Annotated in this window: 13 protein-coding genes and 2 pseudogenes; 10 read left to right on the top strand and 5 right to left on the bottom strand. The window is 52.8% G+C overall.

Annotated elements, in window-relative coordinates:
- Positions 1 to 15: 15 nt before the first annotated feature.
- The 7 genes from hflK (at position 16) to rlmB (ending at position 8053) form a co-directional block, all read left to right on the top strand.
- A complete protein-coding gene (gene hflK / locus BZG72_RS09230; protein WP_046074379.1) occupies positions 16 to 1176 on the top strand; it encodes an FtsH protease activity modulator HflK in 1161 nt (386 codons plus the stop codon).
- A 2-nt stretch (positions 1177 to 1178) separates the two neighbouring features.
- Positions 1179 to 2069, top strand: a complete 891-nt coding sequence (hflC, locus tag BZG72_RS09225) for a protease modulator HflC (RefSeq protein ID WP_046074378.1) — start codon at positions 1179 to 1181, stop codon at positions 2067 to 2069.
- A 92-nt stretch (positions 2070 to 2161) separates the two neighbouring features.
- Positions 2162 to 2347, top strand: a complete 186-nt coding sequence (locus BZG72_RS09220) for a DUF2065 domain-containing protein (RefSeq protein WP_046074377.1) — start codon at positions 2162 to 2164, stop codon at positions 2345 to 2347.
- A gap of 117 nt (positions 2348 to 2464) precedes the next feature.
- The gene (locus BZG72_RS09215) at positions 2465 to 3763 is read left to right on the top strand and encodes an adenylosuccinate synthase (protein WP_046074376.1); all 1299 of its coding nucleotides are present in this window, start codon (positions 2465 to 2467) and stop codon (positions 3761 to 3763) included.
- A 203-nt stretch (positions 3764 to 3966) separates the two neighbouring features.
- Entirely contained in the window at positions 3967 to 4602 is a 636-nt protein-coding gene (gene motX, locus BZG72_RS09205; protein WP_046074374.1) for a flagellar protein MotX, read from the top strand.
- Between the two features lie 217 nt (positions 4603 to 4819).
- Positions 4820 to 7315, top strand: a complete 2496-nt coding sequence (gene rnr, locus BZG72_RS09200; RefSeq protein WP_077666606.1) for a ribonuclease R — start codon at positions 4820 to 4822, stop codon at positions 7313 to 7315.
- A 3-nt stretch (positions 7316 to 7318) separates the two neighbouring features.
- Entirely contained in the window at positions 7319 to 8053 is a 735-nt protein-coding gene (gene rlmB / locus BZG72_RS09195) for a 23S rRNA (guanosine(2251)-2'-O)-methyltransferase RlmB (RefSeq protein ID WP_077606416.1), read from the top strand.
- Positions 8054 to 8132: 79 nt separating this feature from the next.
- Here rlmB and BZG72_RS16610 read toward each other — a convergent pair whose 3' ends face one another.
- The 5 genes and pseudogenes from BZG72_RS16610 to BZG72_RS09180 form a co-directional block, all read right to left on the bottom strand.
- A complete protein-coding gene (locus BZG72_RS16610; RefSeq protein ID WP_443508083.1) occupies positions 8133 to 8432 on the bottom strand; it encodes a carbohydrate-binding protein in 300 nt (99 codons plus the stop codon).
- Between the two features lie 9 nt (positions 8433 to 8441).
- Positions 8442 to 8678, bottom strand: a pseudogene (locus BZG72_RS16605) (Ig-like domain-containing protein); the annotation flags it as partial.
- A gap of 96 nt (positions 8679 to 8774) precedes the next feature.
- A pseudogene (locus BZG72_RS09190) lies at positions 8775 to 10754 on the bottom strand (glycosyl hydrolase family 18 protein); the annotation flags it as partial.
- An 18-nt stretch (positions 10755 to 10772) separates the two neighbouring features.
- Complete coding sequence (locus BZG72_RS09185) at positions 10773 to 11945, bottom strand: lytic polysaccharide monooxygenase (RefSeq protein WP_077606414.1); 1173 nt, start codon at positions 11943 to 11945, stop codon at positions 10773 to 10775.
- A 52-nt stretch (positions 11946 to 11997) separates the two neighbouring features.
- Complete coding sequence (locus tag BZG72_RS09180) at positions 11998 to 14823, bottom strand: glycosyl hydrolase family 18 protein (protein WP_077666604.1); 2826 nt, start codon at positions 14821 to 14823, stop codon at positions 11998 to 12000.
- Positions 14824 to 15433: 610 nt separating this feature from the next.
- Between BZG72_RS09180 and rpsF the strand changes: the two genes are divergently transcribed.
- The 3 genes from rpsF to rpsR are packed head-to-tail and all read left to right on the top strand — an operon-like array spanning position 15434 to position 16399.
- Positions 15434 to 15844, top strand: a complete 411-nt coding sequence (gene rpsF / locus BZG72_RS09175; RefSeq protein WP_046074370.1) for a 30S ribosomal protein S6 — start codon at positions 15434 to 15436, stop codon at positions 15842 to 15844.
- A gap of 8 nt (positions 15845 to 15852) precedes the next feature.
- A complete protein-coding gene (gene priB / locus BZG72_RS09170) occupies positions 15853 to 16155 on the top strand; it encodes a primosomal replication protein N (RefSeq protein WP_046074369.1) in 303 nt (100 codons plus the stop codon).
- Positions 16156 to 16171: 16 nt separating this feature from the next.
- Complete coding sequence (gene rpsR, locus BZG72_RS09165) at positions 16172 to 16399, top strand: 30S ribosomal protein S18 (protein ID WP_021023493.1); 228 nt, start codon at positions 16172 to 16174, stop codon at positions 16397 to 16399.
- Positions 16400 to 16403 lie beyond the last annotated feature (4 nt).

Here is a 16403-nt window from a genome sequence, read left to right as displayed (position 1 = left end):
TGATGGAGTGCGCGAATGGCGTGGAATGAGCCAGGAAACAATGGCGGTCCCGACAAAGACCCCTGGGGGAATCGTGGAGGCCGTAATCAAGGGCCACCGGATCTTGATGAATTGTTTAACAAACTAAGCCGCAAATTGGGCGGCTTAGGTGGCCGCAAAGGTAAAGGACCATCGTTCGGCGGTGGAATGGCAGGGCTAGGCGTTCTCGCGCTGGTAGGTATCATTGTCTGGGGTATTTCCGGGTTCTATACCATCGGGGAAGCTCAGCGTGGTGTGGTTCTGCGGTTTGGTCAGTATGATCGTATCGTTCAACCGGGCCTGAACTGGAAGCCAACCTTTGTGGATACGGTCAGCACGGTAGATGTAGAGTCGATTCGTTCGCTCAATAGCTCTGGCCTGATGCTGACCAAAGATGAAAACGTGGTCAACGTGGAGATGGACGTCCAGTACCGCGTGATGGATCCACAGCAATATCTTTATAGCGTGACCAATGCAGATGACAGCTTGCGTCAAGCAACCGATTCAGCATTGCGTGCGGTCGTCGGTGACTCTTTGATGGATGACATCATCACTCGTGGTCGTCAAGAAGTGCGTGAGCGCACTCAGGTTGAGCTGAACGAAATCATCGACAAGTACGACATGGGCTTGTTGGTGGTGGATGTCAACTTCCAGTATGCGCGCCCACCGGAGCAGGTCAAAGACGCCTTTGATGATGCGATTGCAGCGCGAGAGGATGAGGCCCGCTTTATCCGTGAAGCCGAAGCGTATCGTAATGATGTGTTGCCGAAAGCAACGGGTCGTGCTGAAACGCTGAAAAAAGCGGCATTGGGTTACAAAGAGCGTACCGTTAACGAGGCAGAGGGTGAAGTCTCTCAATTTGAGAAACTCTTGCCTGAGTATCGTGATGCACCTCGTGTGACGCGTAACCGGCTATACATCCAGACCATGGAAGAAGTGTACAGCAATACGAGTAAGGTGATGGTGGATTCGCAAAGCGGAAACAGCAACCTCATGTATCTCCCACTGGATAAGCTAATGGGAGGCGCAGCCGTTGGCGCTAACCAGCGTAAAGAAACGTCGAGCAGCCAATATGGTATTGAGCTTGAGCAAAGCTCTCAGCCTCAACAGCAAGAGTCGGCGCCGCGTTCTGGTTCATCACGAGAAGGGAGATACTAAGCATGCGTAAGATGATGATCCCAGTTGTCGTCCTAGCGGCAGTGGTCTTTTTGATGTCGATCTTCGTGGTGAGTGAAGGTGAGCGTAGCATTGTGATCCGTTTTGGACGTGTACTTAAAGCGGATAACGACGTGGCGAAAATCTACCAGCCCGGTCTGCACTTCAAACTGCCGTTGTTTGATCGCGTTAAGACCTTGGATGCGCGTATTCAAACCATGGATGATCGCGCTGACCGCTTCGTTACCGCGGAGAAAAAAGACGTTATTATCGACTCTTACGTCAAATGGCGTATTAAAGACTTTGGCCAGTACTATCTGTCCACAGGGGGCGGTAATAAATTGACGGCTGAATCTCTGTTGCAACGTCGTGTTGCCGATGGCCTGCGTGCCGAAATTGGTAACAAGACCATCAAAGAGATTGTGTCTGAAAAACGTGATCAAGTGATGAAAAGTGTCCTTGAGCGGGCGGCCAGCGAGGGCTCGCGTGATTTAGGGATTGAGTTGATTGACTTGCGTATCAAGCGTATCAACCTACCGAGTGAAATCAGTGAGTCGATTTATGCGCGTATGCGTGCTGAGCGTGAGGCGGTTGCCCGTCGCCATCGTGCACAAGGTCGCGAGCAAGCGGAAATTATTCGAGCGCAAGCGGAGCTCGAAGTGGCGACAATTCTGTCCAAAGCAGAACGTCAAGCGCGGATCACTCGTGGTGAAGCTGACGCAGAAGTGGCGAAGCTATTTGCCAGCGCTTTCAAAAAAGAGCCTGAGTTCTATAGCTTTGTTCGCTCGCTACAAGCGTATCGTAAGAGCTTTAACAGCAAGAGCGATATGCTCGTCGTGGATCCGAAGAGTGATTTCTTCAAATACATGAAGCAACCTGAAGCGATAGAAAAGTAAATCGTTAGATGGGTAGCGACGCATAAAAGACAAGGCTCTGGCCTTGTCTTTTTTTATGTCGTCATCCCCTATTTTCGACGTAGGAGGTAAGAATGACTAGCTTGTGGGGCGCGCTAGCGCTGGTATTAGTGGTTGAGGGGTTAGGGCCGATGTTACTGCCGAAACAGTGGCGACAAATGGTCATGGCTTTAGGTGAACAATCTGACACCCAGTTGCGGCGTATTGGTGGTTGCTTAGTGGTGATTGGGAGTGTGCTGGCTTACCAGCTTTTAACCTAGCATTCAGCCACCTGGCACCGAGCAGACAAGTGAAAATGTCAATACGGTTAAAAAATGACTGCAACCGAGTTTTTAAGGTGCTAGAATCCATTTTTAACTAGCTGCATATCGAAGAAGATGGGTAATAACGTAGTCGTTCTCGGCACCCAATGGGGTGACGAAGGTAAGGGAAAGATCGTTGATCTTTTGACTGAAGATGCAAAATACGTGGTTCGCTACCAAGGCGGTCACAACGCAGGTCATACTCTTGTCATTGACGGTGAAAAGACCGTCCTACACTTGATTCCTTCTGGTATCCTCCGCAACAACGTTAAATGCATTATCGGCAATGGTGTGGTGCTGTCCCCGGACGCCTTGCTGAAAGAAATGGGTGAGCTGGAAGCACGTGGCGTGCCTGTGCGTGAGCGCCTATTCCTGTCAGAAGCGTGTCCACTGATCCTGCCTTATCACATTGCGCTTGACGCAGCACGTGAGCAAGCACGCGGTAAGAAAGCTATCGGTACCACAGGCCGTGGTATTGGTCCTGCGTACGAAGACAAGGTCGCCCGTCGTGGCCTACGCGTTGGCGATTTGTTCGACAAAGAAGCCTTTGCTGAAAAGCTTAAAGAAGTGATGGAGTTCCATAACTTCCAGCTTGAGCATTTCTACAAAACCGAGCCAGTAAGCTACGAAGAGACCTTGGCGAAAGTCATGGAGCAAGCGGACATCCTCACCGGCATGGTGATGGACGTGACTCAAGAGCTGGATGATGCCCGCAAGCGTGGTGACAAAATCATGTTTGAAGGCGCGCAAGGCACTTTGCTTGATATCGACCACGGCACCTATCCGTATGTGACTTCATCGAACACTACCGCTGGCGGTGTAGCAGCGGGCTCAGGTTTTGGTCCTCGTCATCTTGGCTATGTGTTGGGGATTGCTAAAGCTTACTGCACCCGTGTAGGGGCAGGCCCATTCCCAACTGAGCTGGATGATGAGATTGGCATGCACCTCGGTACCAAGGGCGCTGAATTCGGTGCCACCACTGGCCGTAAGCGTCGTTGTGGTTGGTTTGATGCGGTGGCCATGCGTCGTGCGGTACAGATTAACTCGGTATCAGGCTTCTGTTTAACCAAGCTTGACGTGATGGACGGCTTGGAAGAAATCAAAATCTGTACCGGTTACAAGATGGCAGACGGTTCAACCGTTGAGGTGTCTCCACTAGCAGCTGACGCGTATGAGAACATTGAGCCTATCTATGAAAGCATGCCGGGGTGGAGTGAAAACACCTTTGGGGTGAAGTCTCTGGATGAGCTTCCACAAGCTGCACTGAACTACATCAAGCGTATCGAAGAGCTGACTGGTGTGCCTATCGATGTGGTCTCGACCGGTCCAGACCGTAACGAAACCATTATCAAAGTGCATCCTTTTAATAGTTAAGCACGTAAGACGGTTCGATACCAAAAGCCAGCGTTGATCGCTGGCTTTTTTCATATTTTAGTGTGGCGTAGGAAGCCAAATCGCGTGAAAGCGGAAAAAACTTGCCGCCTTTGCTAAAGTCAGTATGCAAGGTGCCGATACAAAAAAGCACACGGCGAGCGTGCGCGTTGCTGTTGGGTTTCTTGGTTGAATAGCGAGTAGGCATGAAGTTTCGAACGCTGATTTTTTCACTTTCTTTGACGACAGCGACGCTGACGACAGCAACGGCCCATGCGGACGTCGGGGCGGCTGTGCCTTTATACGAAGAAAGTGAGCTTATCACGCTGTTTGAAACCAACTCTCACCTTGAGCGCGTCAAACAAGACGAATGCCAGCTCGTACAAGATATTGAAGCCCGTGCCACCCGTGTGGGATCCCCTGCCTATGAATTTTTATATGGCGATATGCTGGCGTGGGGGGTGTGTGTTGAGCAAGACGCGGATCTCGGTGTTTACTACATGAAGCAAGCGGCTCAGCAAGGGCTACCCGCCGCATTGGAGCAAATTGGCCGTTACTACGCCAATGGCACACTGGTGCAGCAAGATCAGCACCGTGCGATCCCTTATTTACGTGAAGCTGCCTCGTTGGGGGATACGCGTGCCCGGATCCAGCTGGCAGAGTTGTTGGTGGACGATGTCGGTTCGCCGCTTGATTATGAAGACGCTTACCGCTGGTTATATCAAACCATCACCGCGGATTCTCGCACCCGTAATCGTATCGCACAGTTACGTTCAGCACTTGAGGCGCGGATGCCGCAAAACATTATCGCCCGTGCTAAACGGCGCACCAGCTACTGGTAGCCGTCGGTCTTGTCAGTAGGCGACTTTGCGCGCAAAATCCGTTACACTCTCTATACACATCTGTTCCCAATCTGATTTGATATGGCCAATGCGCCATGCTCCTCTCGTTGCCTGCAAGCAAGGCGCTGAAACAAAACGTCAAACTGCGATCATCGCGGCGCAATAGCGACAGTTTACAGATATAATGAAATCAACATACGCCAATAGGAAAAGGTCTATGTCGCAAGACACAGGTTCGACAAATAATACCCCGAGCAGCCTCGCAGCCGATCCTCATCAGGCACGCGAAGCGGAGAAATACGAGAATCCGGTCCCCAGCCGCGAGCATTTGCTGGAAGTTATCCGCAGCTTCAAGGCACCAGTGAGTCGCGATAATCTGTTTTCACATCTGGGCCTAGCTGGTGATGAGCAGTATGAAGGGCTACGTCGACGCCTGCGCGCCATGGAGCGTGATGGACAATTGGTGTTCACCCGTCGCCAATGCTATGCCTTACCCGAGCGGTTGGACTTGGTCAAAGGGACCGTGATTGGTCATCGTGACGGTTTTGGTTTTCTGCGTCCAGAAGGCAAAGGCAACCACGATGATTGGATGCTGCCGCATCATCAAATGCGGAGCGTGATGCATGGTGACGTGATTTTAGCCCAGGGTGTTGGCACCGATAAGCGTGGGCGCAAAGAAGCCCGTGTGGTTCGCGTGCTCGAAGCGCGCCAAGGCCAGATTGTAGGCCGTTACTTTGTGGAAGACGGTATGGGCTTTGTGGTGCCCGATGATAGCCGTCTTGGTCAAGATATTGTGATCGACAAAGAACAAACCCAAGGTGCGCGTATGGGCAATGTGGTGGTGGTCGAGATCATGCAGCGCCCAACCCGCCAAACCAATCCTGTCGGTAAGATTGTCGAAGTGCTGGGCGAGAACATGGCGCCGGGCATGGAAATCGAGATTGCACTGCGCACCCATGATATTCCCCATCAATGGCCGGATGCCGTGCTCAAGCAAGTCAAAAACTTGAGTGAAGAGGTGCCAGAAAAAGCCAAAGAGGGGCGTGTCGATCTGCGTGATTTACCACTGGTGACCATCGATGGTGAAGATGCCCGCGACTTTGATGATGCGGTGTATTGTGAGCGTAAACGCTCTGGCGGCTGGCGCTTATGGGTGGCGATTGCCGATGTCAGTTACTATGTGCGTCCTGACTCGGCGCTGGATAAAGAAGCGCAAAACCGCGGCAACTCGGTGTATTTCCCTAACCAAGTCGTGCCTATGTTGCCGGAAGTGCTTTCTAATGGCTTATGCTCGCTGAATCCGCAAGTCGACCGCCTGTGTATGGTGTGTGAGATGACGATTTCAGAATCAGGGGCGTTATCTGGTTACAAACATTACGAAGCGGTGATGAACTCCCACGCGCGTCTGACCTATACCAAGGTGTCCCATATCTTGGAAGGCGACGAGGAGCTGCGTGAGCGCTACCGTTCTCTGGTCCCGCACTTAGAAACCTTACACGATATGTATAAGGTGCTGAGCGATGCACGTCAGCAACGTGGGGCGATTGAATTCGAGACGGTGGAAACCCAGTTTATTTTCAACGCACAGCGTAAAATCGACCGCATTGTGCCGGTGGAGCGTAATGATGCACACAAGATCATCGAAGAGTGTATGATCCTGGCCAACGTCGCGTCTGCCCGTTTTGTGGAAAAACATAAAGAGCCGGCGCTCTATCGTGTCCACGAAGCGCCGGGCGAAGAGCGCCTCAGCGGCTTTAAAGATTTCTTAGGCGAGTTAGGCTTGAGTCTCAGCGGCGGCCTTGAGCCGACGCCGAAAGATTACGCGGCGCTGATGCATGTGGTGCATGGTCGTGCTGACAGTGAACTGATTCAAACCATGCTGCTACGCTCGATGAAGCAAGCGGTGTATCAAGCGGATAACCAAGGCCACTTTGGTTTGGCGCTCAAGCAATACGCGCACTTTACCTCGCCTATTCGTCGTTATCCGGATTTGCTGTTGCACCGTGCACTCAAATACTTGATTGCCAAGCAAGCGGGTAAAAACCAAGACCGTTGGACACCCACTGGCGGCTATCACTACTCGTTTGATGATATGGATGTGCTGGGTGAGCAATGCTCGAAAACAGAGCGACGTGCCGATGATGCCACCCGAGATGTATCGGACTGGCTCAAATGTGAGTACATGCAAGATCACGTTGGTGATGAGCTGGAAGGCGTGATTGCTAATGTCACTGGTTTTGGCTTCTTTGTTCGCCTTAATGAGCTACATATCGATGGTTTAGTCCATATTTCCAACCTCGATAATGATTACTATCGCTTTGATATGGTAGGGCAACGCTTGGTGGGCGAAGGGTCTGGCCGTGTGTTCCGACTCGGCGATCAGGTGACAGTGAAAGTCTTGGCGGTGAACTTGGATGAGCGACAAATCGACTTTGAGCTGGTAGGCTCTGAACGCAAAGCTCGTCGCCCGGGTAAAACGGCTCGTGACAAACGTAAAAAAGGCCGAGCGGAGTCGAATAAAGACCCGCAAGCCCGTCGTGAGCGAACCTCGGTTCGCCAACAGCTTAAACGTGGTGCGGTGCCAAGTGTTGAAGAAGACAAGGCGCCTGCAGATAAAAACGGCAAAAAGCGTAAAGTGAAATCGCCTGCGGAAAAAGCGCGTAAGAAAAAGGCGAAGAAACAAAAAGCCAAAGCGGGTCAGAAAAAGAAGTAAATCATGAGTAATGAAGTAATTTACGGTATTCATGCCGTTAAAGCGATTTTAGCGACCGACCCTTCCCGCTTTATCGAAGTGATGGTGTTAAAAGGGCGCCAGGATGAACGTCTGGTACCTGTGCTAAATGAGATTGCGATGTTGGGGGTCAGCATCCAACAAGTGGGTCGCAAGGCCTTAGACGACAAAACCCAAGGTGCGTCGCACCAAGGGATAGTGGCACGTGTCAAAGCGGGCCGTCAGTACAACGAAAATGACTTGGAGGCGATCCTCGCCAATACCGAGAACCCTTTGTTGCTGGTTCTTGATGGTGTCACCGACCCCCACAATTTGGGGGCGTGCTTACGTACCGCGGATGCGGCGGGAGTCAGTGCGGTGATTGTCCCGAAAGACAAGTCCGCTCAGCTCAATGCCACGGCGCGAAAAGTGGCCTGTGGCGCCGCTGAAGTGGTGCCTTTGGTGCGCGTGACCAACTTAGCGCGAACCATGCGTGCGCTCAAAGAGCAGGGCGTGTGGTTTGTGGGCACGGCGGGTGAAGCCGATCATGATGTTTACGACACCAAATTAGTGGGGCCGCTCGCCTTAGTGATGGGCGCAGAAGGAGATGGTATGCGCCGTTTGACCCGTGAAACCTGTGATGAGCTGATCCGGATCCCGATGGCGGGTAGCGTGTCGAGCTTGAACGTGTCCGTGGCGACCGGCGTCTGTTTGTATGAAGCAGTGCGTCAGCGTCGTTAAGCACAGCGCCTCTTGCTCAACGTTGAAGAAAAACGCCCCAGCTTGGGGCGTTTTTTTATTTGGGAGGAAAAGCAGTTCGTTACAGCAATTGCCAGACTGCGGCGCTGCCCGGCTTGTCGCCTTGCGTCCACCACTTGGCTTGGTAGCGTTGGTTGTTATATTCAACTTCAGCGCCGCCCGAATAAGCGACGGTTGCTTGCCATTCACTGCTTTGGTTGGCTTGGCTATCCCCGACGCGCTCCCATGGGCCGCCTTGGTCTGGGCGCTGGCCTTTGGTCCACCACTTGGCGCGATACTCAACCCCTTGATACAGGACACGATCGCCGCCCACATACACAGTGTTTTCATCCCACGTTGGTAAGCCACTGGCCGGCGTCACGGTTACCGTGAATTGCGCTTGCGTGGTGTTGTCGCCATCGCTGACCTCGACCGTGACCACATAGTCACGATTCTCCGTCACGGTGGGCGCGGTCAGGGTCACCTGATCACCGGAGCCAGAAACGGCCAGATCGCCGGATGCACGGTAGGTGTAGCTAAGTGGATCGCCATCTGGATCGTTTGCCTCAATCGTCACGCGGGTTTGCTCACCGCTTTTCAGGCTAACTGGGGCGATAGGCGCCACGGTGGGGGCTTGGTTTTCACCCGGTACCACCACCTTAATGATGGCGCTGGCCTCGGCATTGGCTTGGCCGTCCGATACCGTCACCGACAGGGAATAGTCGGTGCTGGTGCTCACATCGGGAGCGGTCACTGTGACCGAATCCGTGTCGCTATTGGTCAGAGCCAACGCCGCATCGCCTTGCCAGCGATAGGTCAGTGGATCGCCATCCCGATCACGCCCATTGGCGGCAATGGTTAACGACGCTCCGGGCGCCAGCGTATAGCTTTGCTGCGCAAGGGTAACGGTTGGAGCACTATTGACTGGCGGCTGACTATCCTGTGCTAGGCCTTCGTGCATCGCATTAAGGATATCGCCATTGTCGGCATCGATTTCCCAAGCAAACAAACCGGCAAAGTTATGATTACGCACATACTGGCCTTTGGCTTTGACCGAGCGCTGGTTGTCATAAGTGACGAGCTTACCGTTGTCTGGGTTCCAAACATAAGCCGCTTCGGCTTGCTCATCATAACCGGGTTGGAAGCCATTGATACCGTTCCCAGCACTGCCGAGCATGGATTTGACGATGCCTTTGTAGTCAATCACACCGGCTTCCCAAATACCGTCTGCGGTGCTGCCTTTGATCGGGCCATTTCCGGGTGCGGTCATCGGGTTGCTAGGATCGGTCGCATTGGCAGGGAAAACGCCTTCCCAACCACGGCCGTACATCGCGGTACCAATCACCATTTTTTCCGGTGGTACGCCGCTTTCTAGCAGTAATTGCACGCCATTATCGAGCGTGTAGGCCGGGCCTTTGCGGGGCTCGCCGTTATCATCGACGCCAGTACCATCACACTCATCGGCGCTCATATGGCTGCCGCAGTAAATGGCGGTTTGGTGACCGGTGACATTATTCCACGCGCCGAAAAAGTCGTAGGTCATGGCAAAGATGTAATCCATGTACGGCGCGCTGGCGCTGTAATCGACGTTGGCGATTTTGTCATAACCGGCACCGACGGCCGAGGTGAGTTGGTACTCACGGCCTGTATCGGCCTCGAGCTCATCCAACATCGCGCGCAGCTCACGCATTAAGGCCGCGTAGGCTTGGCTGTCTTTATCTGGGTTGCCTAGATCTGGGTTGGCACCGCCACCGCCTGGGTATTCCCAGTCAATGTCGACCCCATCATAGAATTTCCAGGTTTGTAGGAACTCTTTCATCGACGCAACAAAGACGTCACGGTTGGCTTTGTCGGTGAAATCATAGAAGGGGTCTGACAGGGTCCAGCCGCCAACAGATGGGAGAATTTTCAGATCCGGGTAGCGCTGCTTGAGCGCCATCATTTGCGCGTAAGTGCCACCAATCGGATCTTTAGCTGGTGTGCCGGGCAGTTTTTTCTGAATCGCCGCCCAAGGATCGTGGATCACCACTTCATAGTCGTTTGAGCCTTGGCAGGCGAGCTCAAGCGCGCGCAAGCTGTTGCCATTTTCGATGTCGCCCAATGACTCATTGGGGCCACAAATGGGGATAAAGCCATATAAGATGTGGGTGAGATTCCCCGCGGGCACCTGACTGACATCGAAGTTACGGCCATAAATGCCCCATTCGACAAAGTATGCCCCCACCACGGTATCAGGCTGTTTGGGGTAGTCATTGTTATTGGGGTCGACATTCATCGGCAGTGGGTCAAGGTGCACGCCGTCGGTGTCTGCGATCACGATGGGTTTGGCGGCACTGGTCGCACACTGGCCATCCACGCCACCTTCACACAAGGCGAGTTTAAGCTGGTGGCGGCCTCCTTTGTCATAGGGGAAAGTGACAACGCCAGATTTGGTTCCTGCCGGTAAGGTGCCTTGATTAACGACTTGATCGTCAAAGTACACCTTGTAGCTATCACCGCCATCACCGGACCAAGCATTCCATTTAATCTCAATTTGGACTTCGTCCACGCGTTGCACCAGATCTTTGTACGATCCGCGGCCATATTCGTCGACTTCAACAAAAGAATAGTTTTGTGGCTTCCAGTCCAAACTTGGGGTTGAGGGGGCCGCCACGGCGTGGCTGGCACCCAGTGCCCCAGCAATCGCCAGAGAGAGTAGGGTCATTGGCTTCATGTTTGCTCCTTATTGTGTCACGCGTTGCCAAACAAGGGCAGCGCCGGGTTGCTCGTTTCGTGTCCACCATTTTGCTTGGTAGATGTTATCGCCGTAGCGCACGCGATCCTTGGCCACATAGACCTCAGAAGCGCGCCACGCGGGCAGGTCGCTGGTGGGTTCGTCGGTAGCCGGGATCACCGACAGGTTGAAGCTATAGCTATCGTGATGGCTAAAGACTTGGTTTTGCACCACGTCATCGGCATTAAACTGGATCTCATCGTTGCGCATCACCCCGATACGTAAGGGCTCGTTAGCTTGTTGTTCGATAAGGCTGGCCAGCGCGTGTGGCCAATCCGCCACATTTTGGTCCGTCAGAGTGAGTGTGACATCTACCACTTCTTGGCCTTGGCGGTTGTGCAAGCGGGCACGCACGCGATCGCCCAAAGCTGCCATTTGTGGATGTGGGACAAAGTAGCCCAGCTCGTGCCATTGGGCTGGCGCTGTCTGACTGGGGGTGATGGTGATGTCGGCACAGTTGTAGAAGCCTTCACCGGCCGGATCAATGCGTTGCCAACGGCTATAGAGAATGGCGTCACCTTGACGATCGGCGGGTAGGGTCACGGTCATCTCGTAATACCGGTTACCGTCATCGCCGATCACAATGGGCAGGTCGCCAAAGGTGTCGATCTTCTCGAGATCATCCCACGTCAGCGCATCGGTCGCGCCGTTGTAATCTGGCTTGGTGAGATAAATTTCCCAAAAGCTTGGGTTATGAGGCGTGGTGGCGCGAAAGCGTACATCAATTTGGCCGTTGCCATCTGGGGTGACCTCGGTGCGTTGCCAATCCGGTGAGGGCAAACTGATCCCGGCTTTATTGGGATCGCCGGCACCACATAAGTTGCCATCGGTAACGGCCGCTTTCACCGCATCCATATTGCGATAATCCGCCACCAATTGCGCTGATTCGTGGTGTTGTACAAACGGGTAGTGCCCCGACTCTAAGAACGCAGCGCGACAGGCGGCATTGGGAATACGTGACCCATCTGAAGGCCACCAGTAGCCCCCTTGCTCATGGCAAATCGCTTGGCGCGCTTTGGGGCTGTCTAAATAGCCATGTGCCATCACCTGTGAACTGCTTGCGACCAACGCAAGGGCCACGGCGGTACGGCAGGAAAACTGTGTGAACGAAGACTTGAACATAACGACTCCTTAACGGGGGCACGCAGCCCCCGCATTCAAGACCAGAAATGGATTAGAGGCTGCAGACTTGGCGCCAAGCTTGACCACCGGGTGCCGCTTGGGTCCACCACTTGGCTTCCCATACCGCCTCTTGGTAGATAAGTTGGTCGCCACCGCTGGCATGGTTGCCCCCGTTAGGCCAGTTGGGATAGGTACTCAGGCTGGCAACATCGACGCCGGGACACTGAGACTCTCCGCCACTTTGGCTGGTGCTACCGGGTAGCGCAGGCGGAAGGCTTGGATACTCCTGCTTCACCGCATAGCGCTGGCCATCTTTTTCGATGGTGATATTGGTCGGGTTGGTGATCGGCATGTAGTACATCACCTGAGCATCCAAGGTTTCACCGGGCTTAAAGCTTTGCTCAATGCCGCCCCATTCGTTAATCAGGGTGATGGCAAAGCGATGATGCGTAGCATCAAACCCGCCGATGTTGTTGCCACTGGCGTTGCTGCTATCACGAACCACTTCCATGCGTAGCTTTTTCTGAGCGTTCCAGTCAGATTTAAAAATGGCCGAGGTGGAAACTGGCACATCAAAGCTGATGGTGGCGCCCGATAAGTCCAGATCGGAGTGGTTGGTAAAGCGGAACGTGGGGCGAATAGGATAGTTGTCATCGCCCACTGGGAAGTTCAGCGCGTCAAAGGTGACATCCACTTGCTCGCTTGGCACTTGGAAGTTGGCATCGCCACGTTGCAGTGAGTAGTCGCTGCCAGCTTGCTTAAAGGTTTGGTACGCCAGCGAAGTCAGGGTATCGCCCATAAAGTAGGCTTGACGCTGATCATCATAGCGATAATCCCCCGCCAGCTCCCAGAACATCACCCCGCCTAGACCTTTATTGATCACGTAGTCGACCTTTTCGGCCATTGAGGTTTCGTCTTCCATCGACAGGAATACGCCTTTTTCCTCGTTCCAAACCCATGGCGCTTTGGCGATATCATCGTAATAACGTTGATAATTACCGGTGAGGCGATCGCTAGGATCTTGCTCTGGGTCGAGCCCGTACTTCGCGGCATAGGCCGGTAGTTTGCCGTCGAGCACGTTTTTCACATGCCACAAAGGGTTAGAGCCAGCAGGCACTTCGTTGCCGAGCTCGTCCACATCATGCCAAAGGTTATCTATCCCGATTGCACCGTTGCCGCATTTGTTTTTCTCACCGACACCAGTGCCGGCTGGGCACTCGCTTTGGTTTGGCAGTGGTGCGCGTCCCCAAAGGCCTTTATCGCCGCCTTGTACGTCTTTAAAGCCGCGGGTGTAATACGGGATACCGATATTGATACGGCCGGGTGACATACCGCCCATAAAATAGGTTGCTGCCCAGTCGGTATTTAAATAACCAATCCCCTCAAATTCAGGCGTTTGGTAGACATTCCACTGTTTAAGCTCTGAGTCTTCGCCGGTGTCATACAGTGGCGCTTGATGGCCAACATGATCATTCCATGCCCCATGTAGGTCATAGCTCATGATGTTGACGTAATCTAAGTATTGGGTGGTTTGGAAGGTTTCCATCCCGCGCAATAAGTAACCCGATGACGGTGCGGCGATGGTCAGCATATAGTGCTTGTCATCTTGCGCACTGGCTTTATCGAGCGCTTCACGTAGCGATTTCATCAGCACTTGGTAGGATTTATTCAAGTGCGCCCGACGTGGGTTAGAGTATTCGAAATCGTCCGGATGTCCCGAGTCTTTCATTGACGATGGGTATTCATAATCAATGTCTAGACCATCAAAGCCATACTGGCGCAAGAAGGCGACGGCACTGTCGGTGAAAGCTTTAATGCCTGCTTGGTTGACACTGCCATCGGCATTGGTGGTCATGGTGTAGAAACCGCCACTGTCGATACGCTCGCCGTTTTCACCGAAGTAGCCCCCAGTTTCGGCCCAACCACCCACGGAGATCAGTGTTTTCACGTCGGGGTGCTGCTTTTTATACTTGTTGAGCAAGTTAAAGTGGCCTTTGTACGGCAGGGTTGGATCCATCTCTGCGCCGGCCACGCCCGGCCAGGTCATCTGGGTCGCTGGATTATCGGGTGCATTGGGATCGCCGATAGACAATTGGTTGTCCGCGTTGACGTGAGCAAAGGCGTAGTTAATGTGGGTAATCTTTTCCCAAGGAATATCGCTGACTAAATAAGCGGGCTGGCCGTTAGCACCGTTTCGCCAGCTGGTGAAATAGCCGATAACACGGCGAGGGTGATCGGCGCCCATGTCTTCAAGGCCGTTCTCGTCATACACCGAACAATATGGCACGTCGACATCTGGGGTGGTGTATAAACCAGCCGGACGACAGGCATACTCATCGCCGCCGGTTTGGTCATCCCTCACTACCTGTTGCAATGTTAGGGTATCGGTCGCGCCTTTGTCGTCGGTCACGGTGAGAGTAAAGGTAAAACGACCCGTTTGTTCGGCTTGCCAGTCAATGGTGGTCGCTTCTGCACCTTCATATAAGACAGTGTCGCCTTGTGAGAGCACTAATGAGGTCACTGTGCCATCCGTATCGGCCCCGGCGAGGGTGAAGGTGAGTGTGTCGCCAACCTCAACGGGTCCAGACGGTGACACGGTTAAGGTTGCGGTAGGGGCTTGGTTAACGCTGCCCGCGCACTGGCCGAGGATTTTCCATGCTTTCCACTCGCCAGACTGAGTGGCAGGATCGGCTTGCGTCCACCACCTTGCCTCATAGGCGGTATTGTCCGCTTTAACTTGATCCCCTTTGGTGTAGGTATTGCCATTCTGCCAACCAGGCAGGGGCTGGCAATCAACCGCAGCGTGCACACTGGGGCTACTTAACGCGAGCCCCGCCAAACCTAGCGCGACGGCACGTGATGGCGTCATTAGTTTCATATTTTGCTCCCAAAATTTTTGAAGCGAATTTCATCAATGCAGTCAGTGATTGATGCGTCCTTCCCTACGCTTTTTGCACTAAAAAACCGACTTCCAGGTCAAGTCTAGGCAACAATGTGGTTATATTGGGCAATGAATGCCAAGAAATGGAGGCGAAGGTGTAATAATTTGAGCGCGGGTTCAGAAATTAATTATCGATAAAAAAGAAGTGCATCAATAGCGTGATGTCGGTTGAAAATTAAACAAACTTGACAGTTTGCAGGCTTGATTTCTTGATTTTTTTGCGATTTGTCATGCTTTTTCGGTCTATGTCACGGAGAATGTTATCAGTATGTTGTTGTTTTGAGCGAGTTAAGTGGTGCGCACATTCTATGTTGTAAAGGGGGAGGATAAGGCGCGTGTTCCGATAAGTAACGCAGAGAGGGCCTTTTGACGTTGTGGTGACACGGTGACAGAAAGATAAGCGGATAAAGAGAAAATCTGTTTGCTTATGGCGCTGCAATTCTGTACTATCTCGCGCCTGATTCTCGGTCTTTTACTTTTCGTTCCTTGCTTCCGCTGGACGACCGAGCCAATTGTGGAAGCTGATTAATCCGTAAGGAGCAACTCAATGCGTCATTACGAAATCGTATTCATGGTGCACCCTGATCAAAGCGAGCAAGTTGCTGGCATGATCGAGCGTTACACTGCGTCTATCAAAGATGCAGGCGGTCAAATCCACCGTCTAGAAGACTGGGGCCGTCGTCAACTGGCTTACCCAATCAACAAGCTGCACAAAGCACACTATGTTCTGATGAACGTAGAAGCTGAGCAGGCTGTGATTGACGAGCTGGAAAGCATGTTCCGCTTCAACGACGCGGTGATCCGTAACATGATCATGCGTACCAAAGACGCTATCACTGAGCCATCTGTCATGATGAAGGCTAAAGAAGAGCGTACCGCTAAGCGTGAAGAGCGCCCAGAAGCGAAACCAGAAGCAAAAGCTGAAGCGCAAGCTGAAGGCGAAAACGCAGCTGAGTAATTGCTGTGATGACCAATCGGTTGGAGCTTGCTGGTGTTATCAGTAAAGGTCCGGTCCGTCGCCAAAGTCCTGCAGGAATTCCGCACTGTCACTTTGTGTTAGAGCACCGTTCCACGCAGGTTGAAGCTGACCTACCTCGACAAGTGTTTTGTCGCTTATCTGTGGTAGCCAGTGGGCAAGTGTCAACACAACAAACGCAAAATTTAGTTTTAGGCAGCCATATCAAGGTAAGCGGGTTTCTCGCCTACCAAACCAGCCGACAAGGCGAGGGTAAATGGGTATTGCATGCCGACAACATCATAGACATTTAGATCAGGAGATAAGCCCATGGCACGTTTCTTCCGTCGTCGTAAATTCTGCCGTTTCACTGCAGAAGGCGTTACAGAGATCGACTACAAAGATGTAGCGACTCTAAAAAATTACATTACCGAATCAGGTAAAATCGTACCTAGCCGTATCACTGGTACTCGTGCTAAGTATCAGCGTCAACTGGCTCGTGCTATTAAGCGCGCTCGTTACCTGGCCCTGCTGCCGTACACTGACAAGCATCAGTAATCGG

Source organism: Salinivibrio sp. PR6, assembly GCF_001995955.1.
In the GTDB taxonomy this organism is placed as follows: domain Bacteria; phylum Pseudomonadota; class Gammaproteobacteria; order Enterobacterales; family Vibrionaceae; genus Salinivibrio; species Salinivibrio siamensis.
This window is presented reverse-complemented; position numbering and strand designations above follow the sequence as displayed.

Coding starts and splice junctions, on each gene's coding strand:
- BZG72_RS09220 (WP_046074377.1), top strand. CDS start 2,162: ATGACTAGCTTGTGGGGCGCGCTAGCGCTGGTATTAGTGGTTGAGGGG.
- motX (WP_046074374.1), top strand. CDS start 3,967: ATGAAGTTTCGAACGCTGATTTTTTCACTTTCTTTGACGACAGCGACG.
- hflK (WP_046074379.1), top strand. CDS start 16: ATGGCGTGGAATGAGCCAGGAAACAATGGCGGTCCCGACAAAGACCCC.
- rlmB (WP_077606416.1), top strand. CDS start 7,319: ATGAGTAATGAAGTAATTTACGGTATTCATGCCGTTAAAGCGATTTTA.
- BZG72_RS09180 (WP_077666604.1), bottom strand. CDS start 14,823: ATGAAACTAATGACGCCATCACGTGCCGTCGCGCTAGGTTTGGCGGGG.
- priB (WP_046074369.1), top strand. CDS start 15,853: ATGACCAATCGGTTGGAGCTTGCTGGTGTTATCAGTAAAGGTCCGGTC.
- hflC (WP_046074378.1), top strand. CDS start 1,179: ATGCGTAAGATGATGATCCCAGTTGTCGTCCTAGCGGCAGTGGTCTTT.
- rpsF (WP_046074370.1), top strand. CDS start 15,434: ATGCGTCATTACGAAATCGTATTCATGGTGCACCCTGATCAAAGCGAG.
- BZG72_RS09215 (WP_046074376.1), top strand. CDS start 2,465: ATGGGTAATAACGTAGTCGTTCTCGGCACCCAATGGGGTGACGAAGGT.
- rnr (WP_077666606.1), top strand. CDS start 4,820: ATGTCGCAAGACACAGGTTCGACAAATAATACCCCGAGCAGCCTCGCA.
- BZG72_RS09185 (WP_077606414.1), bottom strand. CDS start 11,945: ATGTTCAAGTCTTCGTTCACACAGTTTTCCTGCCGTACCGCCGTGGCC.
- rpsR (WP_021023493.1), top strand. CDS start 16,172: ATGGCACGTTTCTTCCGTCGTCGTAAATTCTGCCGTTTCACTGCAGAA.